Raw genomic sequence first — 12,876 nt, 5'->3', positions numbered from 1 at the left:
ACTCATCTAGGGGGAGGGGCGTACGCTCGGACCCGAAACGTTCTAACTGCGCGGCACACCGGAGGTCGAGAGTCGGGCCCAACGCCCACGCCCGGCCGGCCCCGCGCTCGGCGGGGCGCCCCGGTGGGACGCTCCCTTGCGCCCCGGCGATCGACCTTGCGTCTCAGGCGATCGACGCGCTCCCCCGCGTCCGCGCTGGCGGGGGAACCCCGGCGAGCGCGCCGCCGAGCGCCGCATTCGCGGCCTAAGCGGGTTCGTCGTCCGCGGGCGCGTCCCGCCGGCCGTCCTCGCCAGACAACACCTCGGCGCGGCGGTGGCTCCAGGCCGCGCGGCGCGTGTCGCCGAGCGCCTCGTACGCGCAGGCCAGCCAGTAGTGGGCCTCGTCGTCGTACGGGTCGAGCCCAACGGCGCGCTTCAGCCGCCGCCGCGCGCGCCGGGGCTGCCCCAGCCGCAGAGCGGCGATCCCCTCGACGACCAGCGCGTCGGCGTTGTCCGGCTCGAGCCGCACCGCGCGGCGGGCGTAGTCGGCGGCCGCCCGGTCGTCCTCCTCGGCGAGCAGCGCCTCGGCCGCCACGACGGCCGCGAACGCGTCGTCCGGGTCGGCCTGCGCCGCGGCGATCGCGTCGTCGCGGGCGGCCTGCAACTCGTCGAGTTCCAACAGGGAAGCCGCGCGGTGCGCGCGGGCTTCGGCGTCGTCCGGGTCGTCGTTCAGCACCGCGTCGAACGCGCGGACCGCCGCTCCGTGCCGCCCCGCCTCGGCGAGCTGCAGCCCCTCGGTGAAAGCGCGGTCGGCCGGCGACAGCCCGAGCCCGCCGGCGCCGATCCGCGGCGCCGCGCGCCCCGCGCGGACCCGGTCGAGCCGGCCCGCCAGCCGCCCCGGCGGCGGCGCCCACCCGCCCGGATCGTGCTGGTAGAACTTGGTGAGCAGATCGTAGAGGTCGCCGTGCTTCGCCCGCATCTCGCGCGACCGCTCGAAGAAGCACTCGGTGGTGACCGCGAAAAACTCCGCGCGGCTGGTCGCCCCGTAATGGTTGAGCAGCGTCGCCTCGCCGCGGCGCGCCTGGCCGACCAAGCGAGCGTGCTCCTCGTCGACGACCGCGCGCCAGCGGCGGGCGTCGGCGCGGGACAGCGCCGGGTGGCCGTCCATCTCGCCCCACAGGCCGTCCACGTGGTGGGCGAACTCGTGGAGCACCAGGTTGTCGCCCCGCGCGGCGCGCCGCGCGTCGCGCGCCGCGTCGGCCCACGAGACGATCACCGGGCCCCCCTCCCAGGCCTCGCCTAGGTGCCCGCCTTGGTCCGTTTCGAACGCGGTGGGGTAGACGATGATCGACGGCAGCCGCTCGAACGCGTAGGGCTCGTCGGTCCCGAGGGTGAGCAGCGCGGCCACGCCGGCGATCGTCACCCGCATCTCGTCGGTGACCGCCATGCCGCCGCCCCCCTCCCAGCGGCGCTCGGCGAGCATCCGCGCGACCACCTCGCGCACCCGCTCCTTGTGCTCCGGCGGCAGCCACCGGAACTGCCAAACCCCCCGCGCCAACACGCCCGCGTGCTCCGCCGACAGCGGGCCCACGCTACCGCGACGGGGGAACAGCCAAGAGAGCATCGCCGACTTCGCCGGTGGGTTGTGGAGACTCTCGGAAGCTCTCAGAAGGGGGATTCGGGCGACGAGCAGCTAGTGCGTTAAGGGGAGAATTAGTAATCGATCATTCCCCGATGTCCTCGCCCCACAGCTCCGGTTGAGCAGCCGCGAACTCGGTCATCAGCCGGAGGCACTCCGGGTCGTCGACGATCGAGAGCTCGACGCCGCGGCTCCGCAGGTAGCCCTCGGGGCCCTGCAGGGTCTTGTTCTCGCCGATCACCACACGCGGCACCTTGTACAACAGCGTCGCGCCGCTGCACATGTCGCACGGGCTGAGCGTCGTGTAGAGCGTGGCCCGCTGGTAGTCGGCCGCCTTCAATCGGCCCGCGTTCTCGTAGGCGTCCATCTCGGCGTGGAGGATCACGCTGCCGCGTTGCACGCGGCGGTTGTGGCCGCGGCCGACGATCCGGTCGTCGATCACCAGCACCGCGCCAATCGGGATCCCCCCCTCGGCCAGGCCGAGCTTCGCTTCGTCGATGGCGGCTTGCAGAAAGTCAGGAGACATTGAGTTGCGAGTTGGGAGTTGCGAGTTGGGAGTTGGGAGTTGGGAGTTGGGAGGCGCGAGTTGCTTGGCGTCCCGGCAAAAACTCGCGCCTCGCGCCTCGCAACTCAAAACTCCTCTCAAAGCGACCACTCCGGCGCCAGCGCCCGGAGCTTCTCCGTGAAGGTCATCAGCGTGGGGATGTCTAGCTGCTCGGTGCGTGTGTCGGGGGCGAAGCCCATCTCGTCGAGCACCGCGTCGACCTGCTCCTTCGTCAGGTGGCGCTTCATCGCCGACGCCACGTTCGCCCTGAGATACTTCCGCCGGTGCAGGAACAACGCGCGGACCAGCTGGTGGAAGTAAAGCGGGTCGGGGATCGCCGCGCGGCGCTCCGGGTCGACCGTGATCCTCACGATCGCGGACTCGACCTTCGGCTGCGGCCAGAAGACCTTGGGCGACATCACGCGCACGATCTCGGTCCGCGCCTGGCTCTGCATCCACACGCTCAACGCGCCGTAGTCCTTGCTCCACGGCTCGGCGACGATCCGCTCGGCCAGCTCCTTCTGGATCGTGGCCACCATCATCGCCGGCGTGTGCGGGCACATCAGCAGGTTCGACAGCACCGGCGTGGCCACGTTGTACGGCAGGTTCGCCACCAGCTTCAGCTGCGCGTCGGGCGTGCCCCGGAGCGCCGCGCCGACGGCCTCCATCACCTCGTCGGCGAAGTTGTTCTTGTTCCGCAACGCGTCGCACCGCAGCTGGGTGACGTTGTCGTGCGGCAGCAGGTGCTCCGACGCGAGCTCGAACAGGTGCTTGTCGATCTCGACCGTGACCACGTGGCTCGCCCGCTTCGCGACGAGTTCCGTGAGCGAGCCGGTCCCCGTGCCGACCTCCAGCACCACGTCGCGCGGGCCGAGCTCCGCCGAGTCGGCTATCAGCCGCACCAGGTTCAGGTCGATCAAGAAGTTCTGCCCATGCCGCGAGTTCGGCTCCACGCCGATCTCACGCAGCTTGTGCATCAGGAAGGACTTCGTTTGGCGGGGCGCAGCCATCGATGGCGGGCTATCGGCTATCGGCTGTCGGCTATCGGCCGACGCGAATTCAGACTTTGCGGAGGGCGTCGCCAGGACCAGCCGACGGCCGATAGCCGACGGCCGATAGCCCCGCACCTAGATCGCTTCCGGCCCGCGTTCGCCGGTGCGGATGCGGATACAGTCGTCCATCGGCAACACGAAGACCTTGCCGTCGCCGATCTCGCCGGTCTCGCCGGTGCGGCCCCCCTTGATGATCGCGCTGACGGTCGGCTCGACGAACTCCTCGTTCACCGCGATCTGCAACTGCACCTTGCGGAGCAGGTTCACCGAGATGTCCGTCCCCCGGTACTGCTCCGTCTGGCCCTTCTGCCGCCCGAAACCTTGCACGTCGAGGATCGTGAGCCGCACGACCTCGACCTCCGCGAGCGCCGCCTTGACGTCCTCCAGCTTGCTCGGCTGGATGATCGCGATGATGAGTTTCATAAGGGGAGTCGGCAGTAGGCAGAGGGCAGCAGGCAGAGGGCAGCAGGCAGTCTCGCCGGCCGAGTCGAACAGCTTAGCCGAGCGGTCCGGCGGCTAGAACCCGGTCATACGCCCCCGATCGCTGGATCCGCTTTCAGCCGTTCGTCTGCGGCTTGCGGAAGCCGGCCGTCACGATCGCCAGCAGGTGCAGCACCAGGCCCGGGATCACGAACGGCACGTAGCCGATCAGCGTGGTGAAGAACCAGAGCAGGCCCGCGACCCGCTTGCCGTCGTAGAACTGGCCCAGGCCGGGAACAATCAGGCTCAGCAGCATCGGCAACCCCGGCTCGAACCGGGCGACAGGCGGCGAGGAACTCCCGGCGCCATCGGCGGAATCCATGGCTGAGCCTTGGGCAAGCAGAAGCCCCGCTCGGCATCCAGCGACAAAAGCAGGCGGCGGGCGAAAGCGGGCGGCGGGGAAACGGGCGACTGGACCAAGCCTAGGCAAGAACCCCGCCGTTCCAACCCCCGCCGATCCAAGCCCCCGACGGGGCTGCCTCCCCGGGCTGACGCCCTGGGGCTCTCCTACCCGCTGCTGCTCGCGTTTCCCCTCGTCCCTCGTCCCTCGTCCCTCAACGACCCCTCCCGAAAGGACACCCCGGCTTGAGCGGACTAGGCGGAAAGCCCGCCCAAGCCATGTGGGGCGTCCTTCTGGATCGTGGCCGGCCCGAGAGGCCGGCTCAGTCGAACCGGCGCGACGGCAGGCACGGCCTTCGTGCTACGTACGAACCGGAGTCGCCGGAAACAAAAAACGCCCCGGGCAAGAGCGAGCCAGGCGGGAACTCGCTCTCGCCCTGTGGGGCGCTGGTTGGTCGATTGCGATAGGCCCGCCGTGACGCTGTCTGGAGCAAGCCGTTATGAAAGCTCAAGAGTCTCGTTCCCTCGTCCCCCGTCCCTAACCCCCCCGTCCCTCCACAAAAAACGCCCTCGGACCCGGCGGCGCCAGGCGGTAACGCCGCCGGGCCGAGAGCATTCGGTTGGCTCAGGGAGCGGTCAGCCCTCAGCTCTCAGCGGTCAGCCCAGTCGCTCGACCAACCGCAGAAAGCTGAAACCTGACTTCCCTCGTCCCCCGCCCCCCTCTTCCCGCTTCCCTCCCTCTCAAGAGACGCCCCAGCCCGGGGCAGCCAGGCGGTAACCGCCCCGGGCTGGAACCATCTCGAATTGCAACGAGTTGCAACCATCGTTTCGCCGCGGTCCTTGCGGCTGAAGTTAAGGCCGGGCAGTCCATCGGCCGGCCCGTACTGCAAGGACCTCAGTTCGTGTAAGCGGCCATGCCGTGCTCGCTGATGTCCAGGCCTTGCTGCTCCTCTTCAGGCGAGACCCGCAGCAGGCCGGTCCCCTTCAGCAGCGTGAACAGCACGAACATCGTCACGAACGCCCAAGCACAGATCGAGAACGCTCCGATCGCTTGGATGCCGAGGTTCGTCGCCCCGCTTTCGAGGTGCGAGTTCGGGATGATGCCGATCGCCAGGCAGCCCCACAGGCCGCACAAGCCGTGCACGGGCCACGCGCCGACCGGGTCGTCGATCTTCAGCTTGTCGAGCATCAGGATGCCGGCGATCACGAGGATGCCCGCGATCGCGCCCACGGCCATCGCCGCCCAGGTGCTCATGCAGTCGCAGCAGGCGGTGATGCCGACCAGGCCGCCGAGGATGCCGTTGAGGCCCATCGACAGGTCGGGCTTGCCGAACATGATCCAGCTCATCAGCGTCGCGATGATGCCGCCGGCGCCGGCGGCCAGGGTCGTCGTGATCGCACAGTGCATCGTCGCGTCGATGTCGCCCGTGGACTGGAACGCGAGCTGGCTGCCCGGGTTAAAGCCGTACCAGCCGAACCACAGGATGAACACGCCCAGGCCGGCCAGCGGGATGCTGTGACCCGGCATCGGCACGCTCTTGCCGTCCACGTAGCGGCCCAGACGCGGCCCGAGCACAATCGCGCCGGCCAGGCCGGCGAAGCCGCCGAGGCCGTGCACAACCGCCGAACCGGCGAAGTCTTGGAACGCCATCGACCAGCCGTCGGCGCCCTCCTCACCGAACTGGGTGAGCCAGCCGCCGCCCCACTTCCAGTAGCCGCTGATCGGGTAGATCAAGCCGGTGAGAATGGCGCTGTAGACCAAGTAGCCGGCGACCTTCATACGCCCCGCCACGGCGCCCGACACAATCGTCGCGGCGGTCGCGGCGAACACCGCTTGGAACAGCCAGTCCACCTCGGGAGCGAACGTCCGGCCGGCCTCCGCCGCGTAGTTGTTGAGGCCGAAGCCGCCGAATCCGAAGTACCCGTTGCCCTCGCCGCCGGCGTACAGGTCCGGGTACATCAACCCGAAGCCCACGATGAAGAACAGCAGAACGCCGACACAGATGTCCATGGCGTTCTTGAACATGATGTTCACGGCGTTCTTCGAGCTGTTGAAGCCCGACTCGACCATCGCGAAGCCGGCTTGCATGAAGAACACGAGAACCGCACAGAGGAACAGCATCGCGTTGTCGAGCGCGTAGCCCACGCCGCCGTCCCAGTCGGCCGCGGCGTCGGCCTCGCTCGCCTCGGCGTCTTCGGCGGGCGCCTCTTCGGAGGACTCTTCAGCCGCCTCTTCCGCCACGGCGGCGTCGGCTTCCTCTTCTTGCGCCCAAGCGGCGGGCGTTGGACCGGCCAGTGCGGCGAGTAGCGCGAGCAGCATCACCGCCCAGCCCCGCCTTTCCAAAGCAAGCGTCATGACGATCGGTTCCTCTTTGCATCACAGAAGGACATTCTTGCCGCTGCGTCCCCCGATCGCCTCTGTCGTTCCACCTACGCCGGGGGGCGGCGGGAGGCCGACACATGCGGCCACGGGGTCGCCGCTCAGCAGGATTGGCGCCAAAGCGACCACCGGCTGAACGACCAGCGCCCCAAGTGGCTACAGAGAAGCCACTTACGTTGACAAAAAATCGACGCCCCACCCCCCACAACGCCCACCGCGCTCGGGGGGGCGCCGCGATCGCATGCACTCGTAGCGTAGGGACTGGGCAGCCCGCGGCGCGCTATCGGGCACAGCCGGTGGGCCCATCAAGGCCGCTCGCGCTCGGCGCCACAACAGCAGCCCGGGCCAGCCGCAGGAGGGTCCGGTTGTAGCGGTTGTGCGGATTATGCGGGCTGCGCTCGGCCGAAGCGGGCCGCGCCACGCGATCTGCTGGCGATCGGGCCCGCAGCGACTAATCCGGAGAAGAGACCCCTCTCGTGTTCGGCCGCTATCGGCGCCGAGCCGCGGGGTCGCGCGACAGCTACGTACGCTCCTCCCCGGCCGAATCGAGAAGACCTAATCATGAAATCCCTGCTGCTCACCCTCGCCGCCCTGGCGCCCGTCGCGGCCGAGGCATCGATCCAGATCCCCGGCGCGCCGCTCGACCCGGTCGCCGACACGTTCGGCGCGATCCCCGCGGCCACGTTCGGCGGGTCGGGCATCCCGAACAACCAGATGGCCATCTCGACGGCCGTGCACAACGGCAACACGATCACGCTCGGCATCGCGGCGACCCAACGCTTCGACTCGGCGCCGCAACCGCTCGCCGACGGCATGGGCGGCTACCAAGCGCTCAACGGCGAGAGCGACCCGGGCCTCGCGCGGTGGAACTTCTCGTTCTACGCGACGATCGACGGGCCCGGCTCGTTCGAGGACTACCGCTTGGTGCTCGACTACGACATGGACAACGCCGCGGGCACGCCGTTCGACATGCACGGCCAGTGGGATCTGACGATGGGGGCGGCGATGCTCGGCGCCGACCTGTCGACGCTCCGCACGATCGAGACCAGCCAGAACCTCGGCTTCGGCTTCCTCGACACGCCGGCCGTCGGCGTGATCATGCCGCCCAGCGCGTCGTTCGACCCGTTCGACGTGGGCGAGTACACGTTCTTGCTGAGCGTGCACCACCCGTTCATCGGCGGCGAGCTGATCGACTCGGTCGCGATGGCCGTGAACGTCGTGCCCGAGCCGACCGCCGCCGGCCTGTGGGGCGTGCTGGTTGGCGTGGCCGGCCTGACGACCCGCCGCGGCGCGCTGCTGGGCTGAACGCGGCCCCGACAACCCCAAGCAACAACCGCCCCGCGGCGCCCAGCGCGCCGCGGGGCGTTTTCGTTGCGCTCGGTTCAAAGGCCCGCAATTGACGCGGATCAGCGCGAAGTACCTTACTCCGCGTCCTCCGCGACTCCGCGTTGAACCCACCCGCCGCCTGCCGGCGCGGCGCGTAATCTGCTACCATCGCAGCCCTTACGGCAATTCCGCATTCCGCAATCCGCAATCCGCGATCCCAAATGGCTTCCTTCGACCCCTTCGGCGCCCGCGACACCTTCCAAGGCCCCAGCTCCTTCGGCGACGCGGGCAAGCTCGGCATCTACCGGCTGTCGAAGCTCGAAGAGGCCGGCCTCACCAAGGTGGCCGAGCTGCCCTACTCGATCCGCGTGCTGCTGGAGGCCGTGCTGCGGCACTGCGACGGCTACGTCGTGTCGGAGGCAGACGTCAAATCCCTCGCCGCGTGGGCGAAGACCAAGGGGACCGAGCCGACCGAGGTCCCCTTCAAGCCGGCCCGCGTCGTGCTGCAAGACTTCACCGGCGTGCCGTGCGTGGTCGACCTGGCTGCGATGCGCTCCGCCATGCAGCGCCTGGGCGGCGACCCGGCCAAGATCAACCCGCTCGCGCCGGTCGACCTCGTGATCGACCACTCGGTGCAGGTCGACCACTTCCTCGGCGACACCGCGCTCGACCTGAACATCGAGCTAGAGTTCGAGCGCAACAAGGAACGCTACGAGTTCCTCCGCTGGGGCCAGAAGGCGTTCGACAACTTCCGCGTCGTCCCGCCGGGCACGGGGATCGTCCACCAGGTGAACCTCGAGTACCTGGCGAAGTGCGTGTTCACCGGCGAGGACGAGAAGGGCGCCGTCGCGTTCCCCGACTCGCTCGTGGGGACCGACAGCCACACCACGATGATCGACGGCCTGGGAGTCGTCGGTTGGGGCGTCGGGGGCATCGAGGCCGAGGGCGTGATGCTCGGCCAGCCGATCTACATGCTCACGCCCGAGGTCGTCGGCATGCGCCTGACCGGCAAGCTCCCCGCCGGCGCGACCGCGACCGACCTGGTGCTGACCGTCACCGAGATCCTCCGCAAGGAGAAGGTCGTCGGCAAGTTCGTCGAGTTCTTCGGGTCGGGCGTGTCGACGATGTCGCTCGCCGACCGCGCGACGATCGCCAACATGAGCCCCGAGTACGGCGCCACGATGGGCTTCTTCCCGGTCGACGACGTCACCCTCGGCTACCTGCGGATGACCGGCCGCACCGACGACGAGGTCGCCCTCGTCGAAGCCTACTGCAAAGAGAACCAGCTCTTCCGCACCGACGACACGCCGGAGCCCGTGTTCACCAAGGTCGTCGAGCTCGACCTCGGCGACGTCGAGCCCTCGCTCGCCGGCCCCAAGCGCCCGCAAGACCGCATCGCGCTCTCCGCGATGCAGAGCCAGTGGAACACCGACCTGGCCGACGTGTACGAGAAGTCCCCCAACGGCGCGCCGGGCGCGCGCTGGGAAGGGGAGGGGGGCGGCGTGCCCGACCCGTCCGGCGCGGCGATCGCCGAGCCGGCCATCGCCGAGCCCGGCTTCGACGGCGTGTCGGTCACCGACAGCGGCCGCACGTTCGACCTCAAGCACGGCTCGGTCGTGATCGCCGCGATCACCAGCTGCACGAACACGTCGAACCCGAGCGTGATGGTCGCCGCCGGCCTGGTCGCGCGCAAGGCGGCCGAGCACGGCCTGCAGGCCCAGCCCTGGGTGAAGACCTCGATCGCCCCCGGCTCGCGCGTGGTGACCGACTACTACGAGAAGTCGGGGCTCGACGAAGACCTGGCGAAGGTCGGCTTCTACACGGTCGGCTACGGCTGCACCACGTGCATCGGCAACTCCGGCCCCCTCCCCGCGCCGATCAGCGCGGCCGTGCGCGAGAACGACCTGGTGGTCGCCGGCGTGCTCTCGGGCAATCGCAACTTCGAGGGCCGCATCAACCCCGACGTGAAGGCCAACTACCTGGCCAGCCCCCCGCTGGTCGTCGCCTACGCGCTGGCCGGCACGGTCGACGTCGACTTCGACTCCGAGCCCATCGGAGAGGGCGCGGACGGCGGCGAGGTCTTCCTCAAAGACCTCTGGCCCACGCCCGAGGAGGTCCAGACCGTGGTCGCCGAGAACGTGCTGCCGGAGATGTTCCGCGAGCAGTACGAGGGGGTCTGGAACAAGAACCCGAAGTGGAACGCGATCGAGACCACCGAGGGCGAGCTCTACGAGTGGGACGAGTCGAGCACCTACATCCAAGAGCCGCCGTTCCTCTCCACGCTGACCGAAGAGCCCGACCCGATCGAGCCGATCGCCGGCGCACGGTGCCTGGCCGTGCTCGGCGACTCGACCACGACCGACCACATCAGCCCCGCCGGCGCGATCGCCAAGGACTCGCCCGCCGGGCGGTTCCTGATCGACTCGGGCGTGGAGCCGCGCGACTTCAACAGCTACGGCTCGCGGCGCGGCAACGACCGGGTGATGACCCGCGGCACGTTCGCCAACATCCGCATCCGCAACCAGCTCGCGCCGGGCACCGAGGGTGGGGTCACGAAGTATTTAGGCCCCGCTGATGGGAAGGGGGGCGACGGCTCGGGCGACGTGATGCCGATCTACGACGCGGCCATGAAGTACAAGGAGTCCGACACGCCGCTGGTCGTGCTAGCCGGCGCCGAGTACGGCACCGGCAGCTCCCGCGACTGGGCCGCCAAGGGCACGTATCTCCTCGGCGTGCGGGCGGTGATCGCCGCCAGCTACGAGCGCATCCACCGCTCGAACCTCGTGATGATGGGCGTGCTGCCGCTAGAGTTCCTCCCCGGCGAGTCCCGCGAATCCCACGGCCTCACCGGCGAAGAAACCTTCGACATCCCCGGCCTGACCGAAGACCTCAAGCCGGGCCAGAAGCTGAAGGTGGTCGCAAGGCCGAAGGCCGCAGGCGGGAGGCGGGAGGAAGAAGCAGCCTCCTCGTCCTCCGGCCTCCAGTCTGCAGCCTCCAGCCTGACCTTCGACGTCAAAGTCCGCATCGATACGCCGGTCGAGATGGACTACTACCGGCACGGCGGGATCTTGGCGTTCGTGCTGCGGAAGTTGTTGAAGGGGTGAGAGGAGTTCACCGCGGAGATCGCGGAGGCCGCGGAGATAGAAGGCCCACGAATTGAGCGAATCAAAGAGCCGGGGTGCGATACTCATACGCGACGCGGATGAGCATGTGATGTCCCTCGGTAGTTCGCCTGCCTATCTCCTTCGGAGGTGGGCATGACGCCCGGCTATTAGAGGCAGGGGGGATCTATGAAATTGAGCCGACTTCTGCTCGCTACTTCATTGATTGCAATTCTTCTAACGTGGGCTTGGATACTTACGCCAAACAGTTGGAATGGATACGCTCCCTTTCCTTCCCATCTGTTGTTGATGATTCTGTTTCAGGTGGTCACGTGCTATGCAATGCTGGCTTGGCTGCATCGTCGTAAGTTAGCGGAAGCAGGCCCTGCCGTCGTTACGTGTCACGATGCGATTGGGTTAGGGCGATTGACTTGCATTGCCTTAACGGGCGCCGTAATTGCCTTTGTGGTTCAGTATCTTCAGCTAGAATTGATCTACGGCGTATCGACGGCGTTTGGAATCGTGCTCGGTTTCGTCGCCTATGTGCTAATGAATCGCCCTCGTTACGTACTCGGCGAACGAGGGATCGTCATAGGTTTGGGCAAGTTTGTACCAACCAAGGATTTGCGGATTACCCTCGAGGGCGATTCTAAGAGCACCCTGTTGCTGGTCGAGACTAGCGAAATGAGCCTACCGGTCTCGATTCAATTCCAACTACTCCCTCGCGAAAGAGACCAGGTCGTGAAGGTGTTTAAGTCACTAAGCAACTCCCTTTGAGTCATTGATTGATAAGTCCGTAGGATGGGTGCTCGCACCCATCTTTCCGCTCCGCCGTGATGGGTGAACCCGCCGATCGCACGACATTGCCTGGTCGACCCCATCGCGGCGGAACCACCCATCCTACGATCTGCGGCGCGAACTGGGACGCAAGCTGCACGTGGTGTGGGACAACCTGGGCGCCCACCGCAAGGCGGAGAACTTCTTCCACGCGATCGACTGGCCGTGGGCCCGCTTCCACCGCCTGCCCCCCTACGCGCCCGAGCTCAACCCGGTGGAGCACGTTTGGTCGACGAGCAAGTGGGGCCCGCTGGCGGGCGCCCTGCCGGAGGACCTGGGCCGCCTCAACACCCGACTCAACGAAGAGCTCACGCGACAAGCTACCACCCAACAAATCCTCAGCGGCCACTTCCGCTGGGCAGGACTCGATCTCCGGTAACCTACTTTGCTTGCGCATCCGTCAATACGCCGACTGGACTGAGGGGGTGCACTGTCCGCCCCCTGAGCTCCTGGGCAACGCTAACACCACGTATTCAAGATACAGTAATCGAACCACGAATTTTCAGCAGTCATCATGTCCCACGAACAACAGCTGCAGTCCGATAATGACGTACAGGTACTTTACGCCTTGATGTCGTTAATGGAAAACTCAATCGACTCGATGGCATGCTGCGAAGCCGTAATAACCGTTCTGGAAAAGTATATCTCGGACTGCCGTGGCACAGACAGCCGCCAGGCGCCAACGATTGTTGGCCTCAGTGTGTACATTCTCGGCGCATTGCATCCACAAATGGAAAGCGATCTGCGGCTTCGATTCGAGTCAGCCATGCGCCTCGTGCTTAAGGGTGAGAATCCGGCTGCTTTACGAGCGACAGTGTTCTGGCTTGGTCGGCTGGGATCCAGTGCGGCCTTCGCAGTACCGCAACTTCGCAATCTGTTGCGTATTACAAGTAGAAGAATTAGCGACCTGGGTTTTACACACGCTGGTATTGCAGCAGCCGCGCTGATGAGAATTGAACCGTCGTGCGTGTCCAGCAATGAGGGAGTCCGCGGCTTAGAAGAATATGAAGAATCTCTCAAATCTTCGATTGCCGATATTATTGAAGTCGATCGAAAGAAGTACTTGTTTACCGCCCTCGCGCTATTGCGCCCTTGTTTGAGTGGGTCTAGCTTGGGTGCATGGACGCCCGCGGACCCGAGACGGACTGCCCGAACTGCAAGCGGCTCGAGCGAGAGGTCGCGGAGCTTCGTGAGGAAGT

General features: G+C 67.1%; 11 protein-coding genes. 5 read left to right on the top strand and 6 right to left on the bottom strand.

Going from position 1 to position 12,876, the window contains the following annotated elements:
- Positions 1-244: 244 nt before the first annotated feature.
- The 6 genes from RIC11_RS07095 to RIC11_RS07070 form a co-directional block, all read right to left on the bottom strand.
- Positions 245-1,603, bottom strand: a complete 1,359-nt coding sequence (locus RIC11_RS07095; RefSeq protein ID WP_350209753.1) for a M90 family metallopeptidase — start codon at positions 1,601-1,603, stop codon at positions 245-247.
- Between the two features lie 100 nt (positions 1,604-1,703).
- Entirely contained in the window at positions 1,704-2,144 is a 441-nt protein-coding gene (locus RIC11_RS07090) for a nucleoside deaminase (RefSeq protein WP_350209751.1), read from the bottom strand.
- A gap of 116 nt (positions 2,145-2,260) precedes the next feature.
- Entirely contained in the window at positions 2,261-3,172 is a 912-nt protein-coding gene (gene rsmA, locus RIC11_RS07085) for a 16S rRNA (adenine(1518)-N(6)/adenine(1519)-N(6))-dimethyltransferase RsmA (RefSeq protein WP_350209749.1), read from the bottom strand.
- Between the two features lie 117 nt (positions 3,173-3,289).
- Entirely contained in the window at positions 3,290-3,637 is a 348-nt protein-coding gene (locus RIC11_RS07080; protein WP_350209747.1) for a P-II family nitrogen regulator, read from the bottom strand.
- Between the two features lie 133 nt (positions 3,638-3,770).
- Positions 3,771-4,016, bottom strand: coding sequence for a hypothetical protein (locus RIC11_RS07075; RefSeq protein ID WP_350209745.1), 246 nt, complete (start codon positions 4,014-4,016; stop codon positions 3,771-3,773).
- A gap of 912 nt (positions 4,017-4,928) precedes the next feature.
- Positions 4,929-6,353 (bottom strand): ammonium transporter, encoded by a 1,425-nt coding sequence (locus tag RIC11_RS07070; protein WP_502879380.1) that lies wholly within the window; start codon positions 6,351-6,353, stop codon positions 4,929-4,931.
- 621 nt (positions 6,354-6,974) lie between these two features.
- Here RIC11_RS07070 and RIC11_RS07065 point away from each other — a divergent pair.
- The 5 genes from RIC11_RS07065 to RIC11_RS07045 form a co-directional block, all read left to right on the top strand.
- On the top strand, positions 6,975-7,718 hold the full coding sequence (locus tag RIC11_RS07065) for a hypothetical protein (protein WP_350209741.1): 744 nt from the start codon (positions 6,975-6,977) through the stop codon (positions 7,716-7,718).
- Between the two features lie 242 nt (positions 7,719-7,960).
- Complete coding sequence (acnA, locus tag RIC11_RS07060; protein ID WP_350209739.1) at positions 7,961-10,843, top strand: aconitate hydratase AcnA; 2,883 nt, start codon at positions 7,961-7,963, stop codon at positions 10,841-10,843.
- Between the two features lie 300 nt (positions 10,844-11,143).
- The gene (locus RIC11_RS07055) at positions 11,144-11,617 is read left to right on the top strand and encodes a hypothetical protein (RefSeq protein WP_350209737.1); all 474 of its coding nucleotides are present in this window, start codon (positions 11,144-11,146) and stop codon (positions 11,615-11,617) included.
- 85 nt (positions 11,618-11,702) lie between these two features.
- A complete protein-coding gene (locus tag RIC11_RS07050; protein ID WP_350209997.1) occupies positions 11,703-12,056 on the top strand; it encodes a transposase in 354 nt (117 codons plus the stop codon).
- Positions 12,057-12,191: 135 nt separating this feature from the next.
- On the top strand, positions 12,192-12,876 hold a 685-nt coding region (locus RIC11_RS07045; RefSeq protein ID WP_350209735.1), incomplete at its 3' end, for a hypothetical protein.

The sequence above is a fragment of the Botrimarina sp. genome (genome assembly GCF_040219535.1).
Lineage (GTDB): Bacteria > Planctomycetota > Planctomycetia > Pirellulales > Lacipirellulaceae > Botrimarina.
The sequence above is the reverse complement of the archived record's forward strand: the minus strand, read 5'-3'. Positions and strand labels throughout refer to the sequence as shown.